Annotated in this window: 23 protein-coding genes and 1 tRNA gene; 18 read left to right on the top strand and 6 right to left on the bottom strand. The window is 60.5% G+C overall.

Annotated features, from left to right (window positions below; translation table 11 throughout):
- Positions 1-3 precede the first annotated feature (3 nt).
- Together AC4CWH_RS03895 and AC4CWH_RS03890 are read right to left on the bottom strand one after the other, a co-directional pair.
- A complete protein-coding gene (locus tag AC4CWH_RS03895) occupies positions 4-384 on the bottom strand; it encodes a S24 family peptidase (protein WP_491320470.1) in 381 nt (126 codons plus the stop codon).
- Between the two features lie 30 nt (positions 385-414).
- Positions 415-1,095, bottom strand: coding sequence for an XRE family transcriptional regulator (locus AC4CWH_RS03890; protein WP_491320469.1), 681 nt, complete (start codon positions 1,093-1,095; stop codon positions 415-417).
- A 136-nt stretch (positions 1,096-1,231) separates the two neighbouring features.
- Here AC4CWH_RS03890 and AC4CWH_RS03885 point away from each other — a divergent pair, with 136 nt between their 5' ends.
- The 15 genes from AC4CWH_RS03885 to AC4CWH_RS03815 all read left to right on the top strand — a co-directional run bounded on the left by AC4CWH_RS03885 (position 1,232) and on the right by AC4CWH_RS03815 (position 11,553).
- Positions 1,232-1,567, top strand: coding sequence for a helix-turn-helix domain-containing protein (locus AC4CWH_RS03885; RefSeq protein WP_491320468.1), 336 nt, complete (start codon positions 1,232-1,234; stop codon positions 1,565-1,567).
- A gap of 2 nt (positions 1,568-1,569) precedes the next feature.
- Positions 1,570-1,698, top strand: a complete 129-nt coding sequence (locus AC4CWH_RS03880; protein WP_491320467.1) for a hypothetical protein — start codon at positions 1,570-1,572, stop codon at positions 1,696-1,698.
- Positions 1,695-2,054 (top strand): hypothetical protein, encoded by a 360-nt coding sequence (locus AC4CWH_RS03875; RefSeq protein WP_491320466.1) that lies wholly within the window; start codon positions 1,695-1,697, stop codon positions 2,052-2,054. The genes AC4CWH_RS03880 and AC4CWH_RS03875 overlap by 4 nt, the downstream gene beginning before the upstream one ends.
- Positions 2,054-2,893: a ParB/RepB/Spo0J family partition protein gene (locus AC4CWH_RS03870; RefSeq protein WP_491320465.1), complete on the top strand. Its 840-nt coding sequence runs from the start codon at positions 2,054-2,056 to the stop codon at positions 2,891-2,893. Before AC4CWH_RS03875 ends, AC4CWH_RS03870 begins: the two co-directional genes overlap by 1 nt.
- On the top strand, positions 2,893-3,351 hold the full coding sequence (locus AC4CWH_RS03865; protein WP_491320464.1) for a hypothetical protein: 459 nt from the start codon (positions 2,893-2,895) through the stop codon (positions 3,349-3,351). The genes AC4CWH_RS03870 and AC4CWH_RS03865 overlap by 1 nt, the downstream gene beginning before the upstream one ends.
- Positions 3,351-4,331: a phage protein Gp36 family protein gene (locus AC4CWH_RS03860; RefSeq protein WP_491320463.1), complete on the top strand. Its 981-nt coding sequence runs from the start codon at positions 3,351-3,353 to the stop codon at positions 4,329-4,331. The genes AC4CWH_RS03865 and AC4CWH_RS03860 overlap by 1 nt, the downstream gene beginning before the upstream one ends.
- A complete protein-coding gene (locus AC4CWH_RS03855) occupies positions 4,328-4,750 on the top strand; it encodes a phage tail terminator protein (RefSeq protein ID WP_491320462.1) in 423 nt (140 codons plus the stop codon). Before AC4CWH_RS03860 ends, AC4CWH_RS03855 begins: the two co-directional genes overlap by 4 nt.
- A complete protein-coding gene (locus AC4CWH_RS03850) occupies positions 4,747-4,890 on the top strand; it encodes a hypothetical protein (protein ID WP_491320461.1) in 144 nt (47 codons plus the stop codon). The genes AC4CWH_RS03855 and AC4CWH_RS03850 overlap by 4 nt, the downstream gene beginning before the upstream one ends.
- Entirely contained in the window at positions 4,890-5,816 is a 927-nt protein-coding gene (locus AC4CWH_RS03845; protein ID WP_491320460.1) for a phage tail tube protein, read from the top strand. Before AC4CWH_RS03850 ends, AC4CWH_RS03845 begins: the two co-directional genes overlap by 1 nt.
- A 20-nt stretch (positions 5,817-5,836) precedes the next feature.
- Positions 5,837-6,310 carry a hypothetical protein gene (locus tag AC4CWH_RS03840; RefSeq protein ID WP_491320459.1) on the top strand — a complete coding sequence of 158 codons (474 nt, stop codon included), beginning with the start codon at positions 5,837-5,839 and terminating at the stop codon, positions 6,308-6,310.
- Between the two features lie 41 nt (positions 6,311-6,351).
- Positions 6,352-6,648, top strand: coding sequence for a DUF1799 domain-containing protein (locus AC4CWH_RS03835; RefSeq protein ID WP_491320458.1), 297 nt, complete (start codon positions 6,352-6,354; stop codon positions 6,646-6,648).
- Positions 6,648-8,732, top strand: a complete 2,085-nt coding sequence (locus AC4CWH_RS03830; protein ID WP_491320457.1) for a phage tail length tape measure family protein — start codon at positions 6,648-6,650, stop codon at positions 8,730-8,732. The genes AC4CWH_RS03835 and AC4CWH_RS03830 overlap by 1 nt, the downstream gene beginning before the upstream one ends.
- Positions 8,733-9,028: 296 nt before the next feature.
- The gene (locus AC4CWH_RS03825; protein ID WP_491320456.1) at positions 9,029-9,217 is read left to right on the top strand and encodes a hypothetical protein; all 189 of its coding nucleotides are present in this window, start codon (positions 9,029-9,031) and stop codon (positions 9,215-9,217) included.
- Positions 9,214-9,795 (top strand): formyltransferase family protein, encoded by a 582-nt coding sequence (locus AC4CWH_RS03820; RefSeq protein ID WP_491320455.1) that lies wholly within the window; start codon positions 9,214-9,216, stop codon positions 9,793-9,795. The genes AC4CWH_RS03825 and AC4CWH_RS03820 overlap by 4 nt, the downstream gene beginning before the upstream one ends.
- Before the next feature lie 171 nt (positions 9,796-9,966).
- Positions 9,967-11,553 (top strand): ORC-CDC6 family AAA ATPase, encoded by a 1,587-nt coding sequence (locus AC4CWH_RS03815; RefSeq protein WP_491320454.1) that lies wholly within the window; start codon positions 9,967-9,969, stop codon positions 11,551-11,553.
- 232 nt (positions 11,554-11,785) lie between these two features.
- Here the strand turns inward: AC4CWH_RS03815 and AC4CWH_RS03810 are convergent.
- Positions 11,786-11,861, bottom strand: a tRNA-Ile gene (locus AC4CWH_RS03810).
- 209 nt (positions 11,862-12,070) lie between these two features.
- Here AC4CWH_RS03810 and AC4CWH_RS03805 point away from each other — a divergent pair.
- Positions 12,071-12,844 (top strand): SIMPL domain-containing protein, encoded by a 774-nt coding sequence (locus tag AC4CWH_RS03805; protein WP_491320453.1) that lies wholly within the window; start codon positions 12,071-12,073, stop codon positions 12,842-12,844.
- Between the two features lie 524 nt (positions 12,845-13,368).
- Here the strand turns inward: AC4CWH_RS03805 and AC4CWH_RS03800 are convergent.
- The 3 genes from AC4CWH_RS03800 to AC4CWH_RS03790 form a co-directional block, all read right to left on the bottom strand.
- On the bottom strand, positions 13,369-13,710 hold the full coding sequence (locus tag AC4CWH_RS03800; RefSeq protein WP_491320452.1) for a hypothetical protein: 342 nt from the start codon (positions 13,708-13,710) through the stop codon (positions 13,369-13,371).
- 116 nt (positions 13,711-13,826) lie between these two features.
- Positions 13,827-14,249, bottom strand: coding sequence for a secondary thiamine-phosphate synthase enzyme YjbQ (locus AC4CWH_RS03795; RefSeq protein WP_491320451.1), 423 nt, complete (start codon positions 14,247-14,249; stop codon positions 13,827-13,829).
- Positions 14,250-14,279: 30 nt separating this feature from the next.
- On the bottom strand, positions 14,280-15,461 hold the full coding sequence (locus AC4CWH_RS03790) for a DUF930 domain-containing protein (RefSeq protein WP_491320450.1): 1,182 nt from the start codon (positions 15,459-15,461) through the stop codon (positions 14,280-14,282).
- A gap of 382 nt (positions 15,462-15,843) precedes the next feature.
- Between AC4CWH_RS03790 and AC4CWH_RS03785 the strand changes: the two genes are divergently transcribed.
- On the top strand, positions 15,844-16,770 hold the full coding sequence (locus tag AC4CWH_RS03785; RefSeq protein ID WP_491321344.1) for a lysylphosphatidylglycerol synthase transmembrane domain-containing protein: 927 nt from the start codon (positions 15,844-15,846) through the stop codon (positions 16,768-16,770).
- A 214-nt stretch (positions 16,771-16,984) separates the two neighbouring features.
- On the top strand, positions 16,985-17,221 hold the full coding sequence (locus tag AC4CWH_RS03780; protein WP_491320449.1) for a DUF2798 domain-containing protein: 237 nt from the start codon (positions 16,985-16,987) through the stop codon (positions 17,219-17,221).
- Positions 17,222-17,250 lie beyond the last annotated feature (29 nt).

Below are 17,250 nucleotides of genomic sequence, written 5' to 3'. Positions count from 1 at the left end.
TGCCTATCTTAACTGCATCGGCGCATGGCCGGTGAACACGACACGGCCCGCAACACGAAACTCGCCGATGCGATCCTCAGTAAACTCCTCTGCAGGATAGCCTGCGGAGACGTTGTTCGACGTAAAATATAGTCTTCCGTCCATTGACCAAAGCGAGCGCTTCACCAAAGCGCCGTTCATGAGGTCGAAATGGCAGATTTTGCCGTCATCAACCTCTGTTTTAAAGGAATAGGTGATCAATAGTGCCCTATCGGGAATTGTCGGCCACATCGAGTCGCCGCGTGGTTCCCAGATATATCGATAGTCGGGATTAGCACCGAGGTTTCGAAGAAAGCCACGCGCGAAGGTCACTTCGCCTACACGCATCTCGTTTACGGGCATCATTTCGTCCATATCCTCTATTGCAACGTTGCTTCACCGCACCGGCAGCGGCGCGTGCCCGGTAAACATAATCCGCCCCCCCACATTCAACTCATGCACGCGATCCGCCGCGAAGACCTCCGGCGGATACCCTGCTGCTTGGTTGTCTGAGGTGAGGTAGAGCTTGCCGTCCATGGACCACCTGGCGCGTTTGACCAGGACTTTGTCCATCACGTTGAAATGGTAGATCCGGCCGTCATCGACCTGGGTTTTAGAGGCGTCGGCGATGAGGAGTGCGCCGTCTGGGATGGTCGGCCACATGGAGTCGCCTCGGGCTTCCAGGATGTAGCAATATTCGGGATTGGCGCCGAGGTTTCGCAGGAAGTCGCGGCCGAAGGCGACCTCACCCACTGGCATCTGATTGATAGCTATCAGCCCCCTGCCCGCTGACGCACGGACATCGTACCTGGGCATATGCACCAGTTCGCCGGCAGCGATAGCCGGCAAGACCAGCGCTTCTTGGTGATCTCCAAAAAGAAGCCACTGAGGATCCACGCCAAGTTCGTCACATATTTTTGTGATCTCGTGCAAACCAAACGATTGGCGGCCCTTCTTGTAGGCGGTCCAAGTGTTCGGCGAAATGCCAAGGCGTGCTGCAAAATCGCCCTCACTACCCTCACCTTTCAGCGAAAGAAGACGCGAAACCACGCTTTCGTAGTCAAACGATACGACCATGCGTCATATCGCAAATTTCTGCGTCGACCATTTGACGATCGCAAATTTCTGCGATAACCTCTCCATAAATACGGACCAAATCACCCATGAAAAGGGAGGCCGGCCAGGGCCTCCCTCATCACCACGAGGATCCACTATGCACCGGCTCCAACGGGCGGACAAGCAGACCACAACCACCGTCGACAAGAAGATTTCGGAAATCACCACCATTAAGAGCAAGCTCTTTGAGGCGGGCCTTACCCTTCTTCAAGTCGACCGTCTCTATGACCTTCCACGCGGGACTGCCGGAACGACGCTCCGGGAGCCAAACCTGAAGGGGGAGCGGGCAATCGCTGCAGCTCTCGGCACAAGGCCAGAACTCCTCTGGCGGACGCGCTACCACGCCTCCGGTCTGCGGAAATCACCTCAACCCCGCGACAACTATGTCCGCCCCTCCACCATGGCGCAACGCCAAATCGGCGCGAGGGCTTAGACATGAAAAACCCCTTCATTCCCTCCCGTTCCGTCATCTGCCGCGTGGCGGACTGGCTGATGATCTTCGCCCTTGTGGCGGCTGGCCTCATCGCTGCGCTCGCTGCTTTCATCTCGCAGGTGCTGGCATGATCAACGTTCACAATTCCAAAGCGCTCTATGAGGCGCATCTGCACGCCTGTTATGCCGCCGTGCGCGAAGGCTTTCCGCATCTTGCCATCCGCGACATCGTGGAGCCGCCGCACCAGTGGTTCGATGCTGCGCTCGCGCGCCAGGTGGTCATCCATCTGATGGTGACCGAATTCAAATGGCCGAAGCGCCGGGTCGTCGAGGCGGAGGACCGTTCGCGGGAAGCCGTCAACCGGGCGCTTCGCACCATTGATCGCCGACTGGAAACGCCGCGTTTCAGCACGCATTACCGCAGCATCGTGGTCCGCGCCCACGCCCTCGCCTTCCTGCAGACGGAAGAAGAAAGAGGGGTCGCCTGATGCCCGATTACAAGCAGCTTTCGCTTTCGCAGATCCTGATCGGCCCGCGTCAGCGCCCGATCGACCGCGATTATGCCGCCGTGATTGGCGCCTCCATGAAGGAACACGGCCAGTTGCAGCCCATCGTGGTGCGCGCCACACCGGCCGCCCAAAACCCTTACACGCTGGTCATCGGCGGGCATCGCTGCACCGGCGCCGAGATCCACGGCATCGAGATGCTCGACGCCATTGTGGTGAAGGCCAATGGCGCTGATGCACAATTGCTGGAACTGGCAGAAAACCTGCACCGGCGGGATCTTTCCGTTCTCGATCGCGCCTATTTCGTTCAGGCGTATCGCGACCTGTGGGAGAACAAGTACGGCAAGATCAACCCAGGGAGAGCGAATGGTGCAAAGTTTGCACTAATTCCATCGCAGGATACGAAGGCATATTCGCAGTCTGTCGCAGACCAACTCGGGCTGTCTCTCAGGTCTGCGAAGTACCTGAATGCAATCTGCAAAAACCTCCATCCGGATCTTCGCACATCCCTACAAAGCCTGCCAGCGGCCGACAACCAGTCCCAGCTGCTGGCGCTGGCCAAGCTGGAGCCGCAGAAGCAGCGGCAGGTGGCCGTGGCGCTTAAGGCCGAGCCCGACGTCAAGAAGGCGCTCGCCATCGTCGACCCCGCCCCCCGCCTACCAAAGGCGAAGGTTGAACAGGCGTTGCTGCTGTCGCGCCTCGTCACCGCCTGGGAAGATGCCAGCGAAGACACTCGGCGCCAGTTCCTCGAACATATCGGCATGGAAGGCAGCGGCGAGCTTTCGCAGCTGATGGCCGATCTGAAGAGCGAGGCCGCGTGATGAGCAAACATCCCGCCCAACTCGATTTCTTCCTTGAGCCGCTGTTTCCGGTACGCGCTCCCGTCGCCTCGATCGACCTTGATCGTTTCCGTTCGCGCCTCAAGCGTGAAATGGCCCGCGCCATCCGCGAATGCCCGCATTCCCGCGAGGTGATCGCGGCCCGCATGGCGCATTATCTCGGCCTGCCAAACCTTTCGAAGATGACGCTCGATGCCTACACGGCCGAAAGCAAGGCCTCGCATGATGTTAGCCTCGTACGCTTCAAGGCCTTCGTGCGCGCCACCGGCGCGGTCTGGCTCTGGGATTTCGTCGTCTCGGAAGATGGCCTGACCCTTTTGGAAGGTGACGAGGCCCGGCTTGCCGAGATCGCCCGCCTGCAACAGGAACAGCGCGAACTGCAGCAGCGCCTGAAGACGCTGCGCTCCACGCCGATCAACATCAAACGGCGGGGGCTGTGATGGCACCGAAGCGTTCTCCCGCCACCCCGGCACCTAAGCCCGCCATGAAGGAGTTCTTCACGGTGGCCGACCTTGCCGAGGCCAACCTGCCTGACCTGCCGCGCGATGCGTCCAGCATCGACAAGATCGCTCGCGCCCGCTGGCGTGGTGACGAGCGTCTGGCCCGGCGCGTGCCGGGCAAGACCAAGCCTGTCTGGGAGTATCACTATTCCCTCCTGCCGCAGACCGCGCAGACCCGCCTGCTCGTGGTCCATATGGCGCCGGCAAATGATGACCGTAACCTTGAGAGAGAGCGTCGTGCCAAGCTCTGGCATGCCTTCGAGGCCCTTTCAAACGACCTTAAAATGGTCTGTGAAGAACGTTTGAAGGCGCTTCAAAGTGCCGAAAATCTCGAACGCGGCGGCATGACGGCGCGCGCGGCCGTCACCATGGCCTGCGCTCGCGCCGGCATCACCAAGTCGGCTCTCTATGAATGGCGCAAGATGGTGGCCGGACATGACCGGACCGACTGGCTTGCCGCCCTCGCCCCTTCCTACGGCTCCGAAGGCAAGTGGGCCACCTGCCATCCTGACGCCTGGGAAACGCTCAAAAGCGATTACTTGCGCCCGGAACGCCCGAGCTTTGCCGACCGCGACGCAGACGGCGCGCCTGATCCAACCGTGGTCGCGTCTGCGATCGCCACGGCCGAAAGCGAGATCAATGGCTATATCGGCGCGCGCTACCGGCTGCCCCTCACCTCCGTTCCTGAACTGGTGACCACCTGGGCCGTCTCGATTGCGCGCTATCACCTGCACCGCGACGGCGCGCCCGATCACGTCGTGCGCGACTGGAAAAGCGCCATGGACGGCTTGCGTGACGTCGCCAAGGCGCTCGTCAACCTGCCTGTCAGCGAAGGAACGGAGGCGCCGTCCGACGACGCCGGTCGCGTCGTCTTGGTGAAGCAACGGCCTCTCTGGGGCGGGTTTGGAGGCTTCCTGTGATCTCGCATGTGATCACCCGCCTGCGCGCGGAAACGACGCTGACCGATGTGCTGCCGGCCGAGGATCTGGAGACCCTGTCCAAGGGAACCGCCCCGAAAAACCGCACCGTGTTCGTCCTGCCATTCCGTGACATCGCGGAGACCAATCAGTTCGCAACCGGCGCCTTTCGCCAGTCGATCGAGGCCTATGTCATCATCGCCTTCCTGATCCGCCGCTACGACGACGCCAAGGGCGGAAAGCGGACGGGCGAGTTCGAAGGAACCCGCGACGAGATCGAGCAGGCGCTGGCCGGTTGGCAATGGGATGCGGCCGAAGAGCCGTTCGAGCTGGTGTCGGGCCAGAGCAGCCCCTTTGGCCAGGCGGCGACCATCTACGCCCAGACCTGGAAGACCACGCGAACCCTGGAGAAACGCCCATGAAACCGCTGCCTCAGACCGGCGGCTCCTATCGCCGCGACAATGAGGACGGGCTCACGCCGGCCACGGATGAACCGGCTGGACCTGCTGAACAGAATGAGGCGGCCGATCGCACTGCGACCGTAAAGACAAGGAAAATCTGATGTCGAAATATGCCCGCAACAAGGCCATTCTGGCCAAGCTGGAAACGCTCTATGGCACGGACGCCATGCCGACCGGCGCTGCCAACGCCATGCAGGTCAACAATTTCCGGCCGGAGCCGATGCTTGGCCAGGACGTCAGCCGTGATCTGTTGCTGCCCTATATGGGCCACCAGGGCGTCATCCTGACCGGCAATTATGGCCGCGTGGCCTTCGACGTCGAAATCGCCGGCGCCGGTGCAGCCGGGACCGTGCCGGCCTATGGCGTTCTGCTGCGCGCCTGCGGCATGGCGGAAACGGTCGAGGCCGGCGTCGAAGTCGTCTACAATCCGGTATCCTCCGGACATGAAGCCTGCTCGATCTACTATATCATGGACGGCATCCGGCATGTGCTGCTCGGCGCGCGTGGCACCTTCACGCTTTCCATGACACCGCAGCAGATCCCACGCTTCAGCTTCACCTTGACCGGCCTGCTCGGCACGATCAGCGACCAGGGCATGCCGGCCGTCGATCTGTCGGACTTCATCAAGCCGGTTCCTGTGTCCAAGGCAAACACCACCTTCAGACTGCACGGTCATGCCGGCGCCTGCGAGGGCTTTTCGATCGATCTCGCCAACGACGTCCAGCAGCGGCTGCTGATCAACGACGAGAGCATGAAAATCGTTGATCGCCTGATGACGGGACAGGCGACGATGGAAGCCGTGGCGCTGGAAACGATCAACTGGTTTGCGATTGCCGAGACGCACACCACCGGGGCGCTCACCGCACAGCATGGCGTCACGGCCGGCAATATCGTCGGCTTTGGCGCCTCCCGCGTCCAGATCGGTCGGCCGTCCTATCAGGAAAACCAGAAGATCATCGCCAACCAGCTTGGTCTGATGCTCCTGCCGACCGCCGGCAACGACGAATTCACGATCACCGTAAAGTAGGTTTGAAGGGTCTTCAAAGCATGTTCACGCTCGTTTCACGCCTCGCCGTCTGGTGGCCCGTCAAGGTTCAACAGCCTGACCCCGACCAGCCGGGGACCTTCACCGAAGTCGGATTTGAAGCCCGTTTCCTCATTGTTGGCAAGGCTGAGATGCGGGGTTACGCCGAAGAGCGCGACGCCTTGGCACGCCAGCTTGTCGACACGATCGAAGCCATGGCGACGGCCGATGACAAGACGGCGGTTTCCCAGACGATCCGTGCGCAAGAGAAGGCGCTGGAAGACCACGACGCCCGGATGTTCCACCGGCTGATCACCGACTGGCGGGGTGTGGTGGATGCCGACGGCCAACCCATTCCATTCAACGCGGCCGCACTCGACATGGCGATCGATCAGGACCGTATCCGGCGCGCGCTGAAGCTCGCCTATGACGCGGCCATTTTCGAAGACGGGGCACGCCTGGGAAACTCCGGGCCGCTGCCCGCACCTGGGCCATGATCCGAACCGGTCGCATAGACCGCGAACGGGCGACCCCGATCATGGACGAGACCCGGCGCGAACTGGAGCTGATGGGCGTCAGGATCGTCCCAGCTCTTGCTGATGAGGAGACCGGCGAACCGGTCGCGGCCTGCAACTGGGACAGCCTCCTCGCCTTCCTCGCATGCGCTACGCAATGGCGCGTCGGCATCGGCTTCGGCGCCATGATCTGGGTGGGGTTCGACTACGCCGGCTGCGACGTCGTTTTCCGCCGCAGCGGGTTTGCAGACCACCTCTTTGAGGATCTGCGCGTGATGGAGGATGCAGCGCTCGCGGTCCTCAACAGTGGAGATGATTGATGGCCGCGCCGCTTAAACTGTCAGCCATTGTGACGCTCGATGCCAGCCAGGTGCCGGTTGGCGCCCAGACGACAAAGGCTGCGATTGCCACGATCGGCGAAGAAGCTGGCCGCAGTTCGATCCGGCTGCAGCAGCTGATCGATGCGCAACACTCGCTAGGCTCGCCGGCCGCCAACCAGAATGTGCGCGAATGGACCGGCGCGCTTGCCATGCAGGGACGTTCGCTTGATGAGTTGCGCGCGAAATACAATCCGCTCTTTGCGGTCATCAACCAGTACAAGACCACGCTGACGGAAATCCGGACGCTGCATGCGCAAGGCGTGCTCTCCACCGACGAAATGACGTCGGCGATCCAGCGCCAGCGGCAGGCAACGCTCGCCTCAATCGACGTGATCAAGGGCCGCAACGCGGCGCTTGCGGATCAGCCCGCTCATGCCAACACAAGCGGCGCCTTCCAGACGGCCAATATTGCGGCACAGTTCCAGGACATCGGTGTCACGGCAGCGCTTGGCATGTCGCCGCTCCAGATCGCCCTGCAACAGGGCACGCAGCTTTCCAGCGTGCTGTCGACCATGGACAAGCCGGTCCTGGGGCTGGTGACTGCTTTCCGTTCCCTTGTCTCGCCGGTTTCCTTGGTGACGATCGGACTTGTTGCGGCGAGTGCGGCGGCCATCCAGTACTTCATGCAATCCGACAGCGAGGCGAAGAAGGCAAACGACGCGCTCGACAAGCATGGCGAACTGATCCGCCGGTTGCGCGACGCCTATGGCGATGCCGCCAAGGGCGCCCGAGACTACGGCACGGAAAGCCGAAAAATCCTGACGCAAGATACCGCCGACAGCGTCAAAAACTACCGGAAGATCCTGCAGGACACTTCAAAGGCGCTGCTTGCCGACACCGGAACGCTCTCGGTAGACGACTTCCAGGGCGGGACCTACATTCTGGGCCAGATGCAGTCGGCCGTGGCCCTCCTCAGGCAGTCGGCGGCAGACGGCACGCCCGACATCGAGGCCTTTGTCGAGCGTATCATAGCCATCGAGAACCATCCGGCGGTGCCCAAACGCATCCGTGAGATGGCAGAGGAATTGCGCAGCACCGCCAAGGAAGGTGTCGAAGCCCAGAGGGCGCTCGGCGGCCTTCTCCAGGTGACCAGCCAGATCGGCGCCAGCCAACGCGGCTTCATCATTGGATCGCAGGGCGCTCGCGACCGGGACGACTATCTTGACCAGCAGCGCCTTTCGCTCGATCGCATGCGGGCCGAAGCCGCCGCACGCCAGGCAAGCCTGTCTGCCCGCTCGCCTGAAGAACTGGCCGCTGCTGCCCGCGCCACCGCTGCTGCCCGCGCAATCCCTGATGAGAGCGCCGAAGAAAGCCGCCTTCGGATCGAGCTTGCCGGACGGGAAGCCCTTCTCGGCGCCGAAAAGCAGCTGGCGGATGCGCGGCGCGACAGGCAGCGGTCGCTCGAGGAGACCATCGGCTCACAGCAGCTGGAAGCGTCTTTGATTGGCCGCACTGTTTCTGAGGCCGAAGCGCTGCGTATGGAATTCCAGCTGACGGCCCAATTGCGCGCCGAGGCTGCACGCAATGGCGTGGACGTTGACCAGCAGGAACTGGAGCTGATCCGCCAGAAGTCGCGCGCCTATGGCCAGCTTGCCGAACAGATTGCCGCGATCAACATCATCCGAAGCCAGGATGAAAACATCGAACGGCTGCGCGTCGAACAGTCGCTGATCGGCGCCAATGCCGGCCGCAACATCCCGGACCCTCATTTTCCGGGAATGACGGAGGCGCAGGTCGCTGCGACCTACGGCATCGTGCCGCGATCCTTCTTCGGCGGCGCTGCTCTGCCTGTCAGCCCCTCGGCACTTGTCTACCAGGGCACGTGGTCGACGGCCGGCCTGCCGAGCGGAGGTGCGGCCAATGACTATTACATCCGCATCGCCAACGGCACGACCGGGGCGCTGCTGATCAACAATGACGGCACCTGGATCGAATGGACCTGGGACGCCACGCATCTCTCCACCATAGGCGCCGGCCCGCTGTCCGACGCAATCATCGCCACCATAAACACGAGGTACTATTGATATGGGCCAGAAGCTCAGCTTGACCGATGTTTCCTTTACAGACACCAGCCTGCCGATCCTGCGCGACGATGAGGGGCTGACGGCCGGTAGTCTCGCCATGCTGGACATGACGCATTCCTACGTCACAAATGTCGGCGTGCCAGCCAATGGCGACGGGATCTACAATGTCGCCACGAGGGAGGCCGCAGCACTCATCGGCTCGGGCTCGGCAATGGCAGGGCGCCGGCGTCGGCTTGCGGTTCCTCAATGCCGTCTGCAGCGCGTGGCGCAGAGGCGAGAACCGCTATCGGCGACCGATGCCGACCCTGTTCCACACATCCCATCCCGGCCTCGCCGCAGCCTTGCGGCGCGATCGGCTGTGGTCTCAGGTCTCGCAGTCCGTTCACGGCGGCCAGAGCAGCAAGGGGGTGAAAGGCAAATACGGCGGACATTTTCGGGCGGTGCAGGGTTTTCGCTACATCGAAGGTGTGGAGGTGCGGGCATGAAGATCGGTCTGATTGGCCAGAAGTGGCTGGCGGCCGAGGTGTTCAAGGCGCTCAACGACCGCTACGAGGTGGCCTTCGTCGCGGTGCCCTGCCCCAGCGACCGGCTCTATGCCCTCGCAATGGCGGCCGATGTGCCCGCCATCATCTACGGTTCGGCGGGCCTCGATGCGCTGGCGGGGCTGCCGGTCGATCTCCTCATTTGCGCCAACGCCTTCGTGTTCGTGCCGGACTGGATCCGGCAACAGGCGCGGTATTCGATCGGGTTTCATCCGTCGCTATTGCCGCTCTACCGGGGAAAGACATCCGTTGCCGACGCGATCGCGGCCGGCGAAAGCGTTACCGGCGGCACCGTCTATCATCTGACGGATGAGATGGACGGTGGGCCGATCGCCTTTCAGGATTGGTGTTTCATTCAGGAGGGGGAAACGCCAGCAGATCTCTGGCGGCGGGCGTTGGCGCCTATGGGGCTGGAACTGCTGATCAACGCGGCCGATCATTTGGCGTGCTATGGGTTCATTCCGGCCGAGGCGCGTGAAAACGTCCACATGCGGTCTATATCCGACAGCGGCAGCCTTTGAACGGCCGCGAAGGAGGCCAAGGGTGATATTCGCGATCGCGCCGTGATCGACAACGGGAAACGGAGGCATTCCTCCGCGGCTACCTACCCATTGCTCCTAAAGCATCAGCGTCACCACGTTGACAGTGGACGATTCTTCCGATGGAAGTTACGTCATTCGGAGGAGCAAGCAATGTTAAACGTAAACGCCAGTCAGAACATTCAAAGAGCGCTCATGGGTTTTGACAAGCGAGCTGAAAGGGTTTCGAACGAGATCCTGGAAACAACCTTCGTAGACACAGGCCCAATTCTTGACCTGATATCGACCACGAACAATCAGGTAGTTTACGGTCGACGTGGGACCGGCAAAACACATCTGCTGAAGTACCTTGAACAGCAAATTTCGAAAAAGGGGGACATCCCAATTTACGTCGATCTTCGAAACGTAGGATCGAATGGCTCCATATATGGCGACAGTTCTCGCACGCTAGCAGAGCGCGCAGGCACCCTAATCGTCGACGTATTGAATCATCTCCAGAACGAGCTTTACGGTATCGCAGTAAGCGCCCTAGGAACCGCACCGGACCCCCACCAAATATCGATCCGATTGGATGACTTCTCCGAAAGCTTGGGTGGGGTAAAGGTCACTGGGGAGATATCAGCGACTGAAGAGAGCGAGATACAAAACACTGAGCGACTAGAAGCACGTCTGCATCTCTCCAGCGAGCCGTCATTCGAAGCCGGAGCAGAACGGTCACAGGCTGATAAGCGATCTACATCCGTGTCTAGGACCGGAAAAGAGATGATCCATTTGAACTTTGGGAAAATAGGCGCTGCTCTGAACGGCTTGGTATCGGTGTTGGGAATATCGAGAATTTGGTTGCTGATAGACGAGTGGAGCGAAATCCCCGTTGATCTTCAGCCATACCTCGCCGACTTGCTGCGCAGAACTGTTTTTCCAATTCGCCCTATCACCGTGAAAATCGCTGCGATCGACCATCGATCGAACTTTTGTATATTCAAAAAGGAGAAACGTGGAGAATACGTAGGGTTAGAACTCGGAGCTGATGTTGTGGCTGATCTCAACCTCGATGACTTTCTCGTTTTCGACAACAAGGAAAGCCGAGCAACCGAATTTTTTAAAACACTACTTTTCAAACACTACGGCAGTTCAGAGTTTGCCGATTCAAACATCGACACTGCGGACAAGCTGATCCAGAGCGCGTTCACCCAACAACCAGTTTTCATCGAGTTCGTTCGAGCAGTTGAGGGAGTACCTCGCGATGCCCTGAACCTAGCTACCAAAGTTGCAACTAAAGCCTTTGGCCAACAGATTGCGATGACGCATGTGAGAGCAGGAGCTCGGGATTGGTATCAGCAAGACAAGCACGCGGTGATCCGCGAGGATTCTGAATTGGATTCACTGTTGTCAATGATCATCGAGGAGGTTATCGGCGAAAGGCGAGCACGGGCATTCTTGGTTCAAAGCAATCTCAGGATCGACCAAATCGAACGCCTTTTCGACGCCCGGATCCTTCACATATTAAAGAAGAATGTTTCATCTCACGACGCGCCTGGTGTTCGGTATGACGTCTATAAGATCGATTATGGATGCTATGTCGACCTCATCAATACCGCTAGAAACCCAGAAGGTCTCTTTGTTGGTGAATTTGAAGAGGGGGGAGAGGACTTCGTTCAGGTTCCACAGGACGATTATCGTTCAATCAGAAGGGCAATTTTGCGGCCCGAAGAATTTCTGGAAAAAATACACTCACAGTGAGCGATAGCTGCCACTAGGTTAGGCGGGTAGCGACCGCAGTGCTGCAATCAATAGCCAACGCGCCTCGGAGGCTCCATTTCCTTAACCGCCTAGGCGCATTCAAATTACCTTTGAAAGCCCTTTGACAGGGATTTTAGACCGATTTCCGATTTTTCTAAATTCCGGATTTAGGTGTCAAAATTCCGGAAATCCGCGTCAAGCTACATCCGGCTACATTGATTTTCAAAATATTTGGTGGGCCCGGAGGGACTCGAACCCCCAACCAAGCGGTTATGAGCCGCCGGCTCTAACCATTGAGCTACAGGCCCCAAAACCTTCGGCAGAAGGTGTGCCCGCGTGCAATGGTTCATGCGGGCCGCTTAGAAGTTCGGCTCTAGCGTAAAATGCGCAAAGCTACAAGCCGTTGCCGTATTGGCTTCACATTCTACGGGCACCTGTGGTGGTTGAGGCAGGGATTGTCGCAAAGGTTGTGGCAATCTCAGCTTGAAATACCGAAAACCCATTGCGGAGGATATTCATGCCGGGCTTGTTGATGCGTTCCAGACGGCTTTGCCTTTCCACTCTTATTGTCACGGCAGGGATTGCCGTGGCCTCTGTCGGGCAGGCGCAAACACCGCCACCACCGCCACCTGCGCATCAGCCGATGATCAGCGTTACCGGCGAAGGCCGGGCTGCCCTTGCGCCCGACATGGCGATGTTGTCTCTGACCGTGACGCGCACGGCCGAGACAGCGGATGCAGCGCTTGCGGCCAACAATGCCGCCATGCGCGAGGTCATGGCTGCGCTGAAGCAGGATGGCGTTGCCGAGCGCGATATCCAGACCAGCGACTTCTCGATTTTCCCCCGTTACAGCCAGCAGGAGCGTTCCGGCCAGAATGGCGACGGCGGCAATGTGGACGAGGTGCCGCGGATCATCGGTTACCAGGTCAGCAACGGGCTTTCCGTGCGCGTGCGTGACCTTGGCAAGCTCGGCGGCCTGATCGATCGCTCGGTGAAACTCGGCGTCAACCAAGGGGGCCAGATCAGCTTTACCAATGACGATCCGAAGGCTGCCATGGAAGAGGCGCGTCGCAAAGCTGTCACCGATGCCATGGAAAAGGCAAGGACATTGGCTGAGGCTGCCGGCACAAAACTCGGTCCCGTCGTCTCCATCGCCGAAAACGGCATGCGGCCGGAACCGGTGCCGATGATGCGCATGGCCATGGCCAAGGAAGCCGATACCGTTCCCGTCTCCGGCGGCGAAAACAGCTATACCGTGATGGTCGAGATGCGCTTCGAGATTGCGCGCTGACGTTTGACAGAGCCTGCAGGCATGGACGCGATGCCTGCAGCCTCTGTGCGCCGTCGCCACGGCGTCCGGGCAACCAGTTTCCGCGGAGAATCGTTGGAAGTGTCAGCCGATGGCACCGGTGCTGTCGCGCCCGGCGCGCATAAATTTTCAGGGGCTGAGAAAATGCGCTTTGCGGCCTGAGATCGTCCTTTGACGACCGACGCAGAACGGCATCAAGTTTCGCATGGACCGGCGATTTTGGGAAATGCCGGGTGGCCATCAAAATTGGCGAGAGCATCCAAAAGAATGCCCATGGCCTGCGCTCCGGCTTGCGCATGGATGGCTGGCGGCGCCTGGTGCTCTTCAGACACGTCACCGGCCCACGAGGTCTTTCGGACCAGCGGATGCCGCATCATGGCAACTTGCGATACAGGGCTTCAGGCAAGACAACGAAAGCCGCCGCTCAAATGCTAGGGGGCGTGAGCGACGGCCTCATCCGTCCATTGGGCTAATGGAGCGGATTTCAGGATGGGGCAAGGCCGGGGTTAGCGGCGGATGACCGGGCAGCCGCGTTGGTTGGCAAACACGATGCGGTCACGGCCACGGCGATCAAAACCGGCCACCACCACCACGCGGCGGTTCATGTCGACCACGCGGGCACGGCGAAGGCCCATGCGGGCGGCCTTGTCCTCGGCGTGCCAGGGGGCGCAGCCGGCACGGCGATCGGGGCCGCGACCGTGGTGGCGCGGACCACCGCGATCGTCGCCGCGCCATTGTACATCAACCCTCATGCCATTATCGGCAGCGGATGCCGTTGCAAGCGGTGCGGCAAAGCCGGACACGGCGATCAGGACGGCAAGGCCGGCCTTGGCAAAAAGCTGTTTCATGGTGTGGTCCTCCAATCATGCGATGCGCCACAGAAGGCGTTGGAGGCAAATCTAGTGCGGTGGACCTGAACGGCTTCCGAAGCTGCCATTCATTCGGCATTCAGCAACTGAAACGCTTAACGGGAGAGATGCAGCACCACCTCGCGCCGGTGCGGCCGGTCGCGATGCTCGAACAGATAGATGCCCTGCCAGGTGCCAAGTGCCAGCCGGCCGCCCATGATCGGGATGCCGAGAGACACCGCCGTCAGCGCAGATTTCACATGCGCCGGCATGTCATCCGGGCCTTCCGTGGTGTGAACCATCCAGCGCATGGAAGGATCGTCGCTCGGCGGCACAAGACGCTCAAAGAAGCCGTTCAGGTCTTGGCGTACGTCCGGGTCGGCATTTTCCTGCACCAGCAGCGAACAGGAGGTGTGGCGCACGAACAGCGTCAAAAGCCCCTCCTCCATTCCGGCATCGCGGACAAAAGCCTCCACCTGCCGGGTGAATTCAAAAAGCCCCTGCCCGCGCGTTTCGATCCGGAGGATGGTCTGTGGCATGGTGCTTCTCCTTGAGGTTTTTGCGTGGCATCAGGCGCCGGGCAGCCGGCGGCGCGGCCAGTCCTGCGGCGGCACCTCTTTTCCCAGGCGGTAGCTGAAGGAGGTAACGCGCATCGCCTTCATGTCCACGGTGCAGCGAAAGCTGACATCAAACCAGCGCCCGCCGCTTCGAAAGGCGCCGCCATCGGCATCCAGCGTGCCGTTGCGAATGAACCCGCCGGAGGGGCCATAGGGCACGACGAAATCCGCCGGCGTCTCCGGGCGCGCGCGAGACACCTGTTCTGCCACTTCAAAGCTGCAGATCTGCGTCAGGCGCCGGTTAGGAGACAGTTGCCCCAGCGCCGATCTGAGCGCCGGGTTTTCCAGTCGTGCTGCAGAAAGCAGCGTTTCTGCCTTTTCCATGGCGCCGCCGGGCCTCTGCGATGGCTCGGATGCGGCCACCGCCTGCACCGGGCGCGGCGTCGGCACCGGCACGACCTGAAGCGCATCGGCAAGCGCGGAGGACACTGCAGCGGCAGGTTCTCCCGGGCTGGGGCCTGGCGCCAGATCCGCCTCCGGCGGCGTCACGTTCTCCGGAAGCGGCGTGCCCGGTTCAGCCGGTTTTTCGCCTTCCGGCTGCGGCTCTTGCGGCTTCTGCTCTTGCGGCTTCTGGTTCACATCATCCGGGCTGTCAGGCGGTGGTGGGGCGGTCGTCGCATCCGGTTGTTGCGCGGCAGGGTCCGCCGGCGGAGCGCCGGGCGTCTCGGCCACGTCAGGGGCGGCCGGCTTATCCTGTGTCGGTTGCTCCGGCACCACGGGGGCAGCTTCCATCAGGGCGGCCTCATCCGCCTTCGGCGCCGTCTCGCCGGATTGGTCAGCCCTTTCAGGCGCATCGGCCGGCGGCGGTGGCGGTGCGGCAATCATCGTTGCAGGCGGCGGCGGGGCCTGTTCTTCGACGGCGGCGGACGGCTTGTCGGCGGCAGGTGGCGGCTCGGCAGCTGGCGGCGCCTTGGCTTCCTCTTTCTCCACCGGCTCGGGTGCCGGAGGAACGATCTCTACCGAGACCGTCTCTTCAGGTGGTTGTTCCAGTTCCAATGCCGGAAGCGGAATGAGAAACACGGCAAGCAGCGACAGGTGCAGCAGAGCCGAGGCCGCCGCCAGGCCCCAGCCGCTGCGCACCCGTCGCGCCGGCTCGGCGATCGGCGAGCCTATGTCGGAAACATCCTGCATCATGTGCCATGTAAGCCGGAAAGGTCGTCGTATCGAGAGGCCGATGTGCGGCAAACCCGATTTAATTGTACTTTTGCCGTCAGGGTCACGGCCGTGGTGCTGCCACCGGTTCCCCGAACGTGACGAAAAACGGTCTTTCGGGCCAATGCCACAAATCTTCAAATCTCTGTTTTTGGGCCGAAAAATGCCTTGGAAGGCAGGCGTGGCTCATGCATGCTAAGGTAAGCGATCATAAATCGACCACACCGTGAACGAGATGGCTGGATCTGCGTTACCCAGATGCAGTGTGCCCTGACAAAGCCATGGACAAAGAGGCCCGGCGGGCCGAATTTGCCGCGTGGACAAGAGGTGCGGTCGACCATGAATGTCTTGAAAGGGGGGAACCATCATCGGTAAATATGCATGGCCGACCATCGGCATCGCCGCTGTCGCCGTTTCCATCTGGCTCCTGTTCAAGGAGTTACGCGGGCTTTCCATCGATGAGCTTGGCGCAAGTCTTTCCGCCATACCCTATACACACTGGTTCATGTGTGCCGGCAGCGCCATCCTCGCCTATCTGGCACTTGCGGGATATGATGCGCTGGCCCTTAGCTACCTGAGGCATCGGGTCAATTTCCTCTTCATCACGCTCACCTCGTTCACCACCTATGCGCTGTCGCACAATCTTGGCGCATCGGTGCTGTCCGGATCGGTCATTCGCTACCGGGCCTATTCCTCCAAGGGCATGTCGGGGCTCGAAATCGGCCAGTTGATTGCGTTCTGCTCGTTCACCTTTGCGCTCGGCACCATCCTGCTCACCGGCCTCGTTCTGACGTTCGAGCCCTCGGTCGGAGAACGCTTCATCAACCTGCCGGCCACCGATACGTTGCGCCTGGTGGGCATAGTCCTGCTGGTCGCGGTGGCAGCCTATGTCTATGGCAGCTGGAAGCAGTTCCGCCCACTCACCATCGGGCCGGTCAAGATTTATTATCCGCAGCTGAAAACCGTTTTCTTGCAGCTTCTCATCGGGCCGCTCGAAATCATGGGCGCTGCCGCCATCATCTATTTCGCCCTGCCGGAGGCTGGAAATCCCGGCTATTTCGTCGTGCTCGGCATTTTCCTCCTGTCATTTTCCGCAGCGCTTCTGTCCAGCGCACCGGGAGGGCTCGGCGTGCTGGAACTGCTCTTCGTGAACGGCCTCTCGGAAATGCGCGATGCCGACGTGCTGGCCGCGCTGCTGGTGTTCCGGCTGCTCTACCTCCTCATCCCGCTTGCGCTGTCGATTGCCGTGGTGCTGAGTTTCGAACGGCGGCGGATGCGAGAGACGGCGTGAGTTTTTTGACTGCTGGATGTTGGGGCAGAGGCCGGCTGAAACCATCGTTCGGATAGACTACAGCAGTCAAAAAAAGTACAGAGCATTTGCCTGTCGACGTAGAGAGGCCGTAAGCGTGTGACGTCAAGCAACGCATCCAATAGATTGCTCGCTTGATGCGACGAAGTTAGGATGTTGTGCTCAAGGGCAATCCCTTCTTGAAAGAACACGGACAATGACACTTACGCCCCTGCCCGCGCGTTTCGCTGGCATCCTCATGCCACTTATCCTGTCGATCCTGATGACATCGGTGGTCTCCGCTGTCGCCACACTGAACAATCTGGGCCTTCAGCACGATTTCCTTTTCGATTGGCTGAGCGCCTGGGCCTTGTCGTGGATTATCGCCTTTCCCACGCTGCTTTGCGCACTGCCTTTGACACGGCGGATCGTCCGCCTGCTGGTGGCGCAGTAAAAAACAGCCCAAAACAATGCGCATAAAAA

The organism is Neorhizobium sp. PAMB6716 (assembly GCF_058242805.1).
The sequence above is the reverse complement of the archived record's forward strand: the minus strand, read 5'-3'. Positions and strand labels throughout refer to the sequence as shown.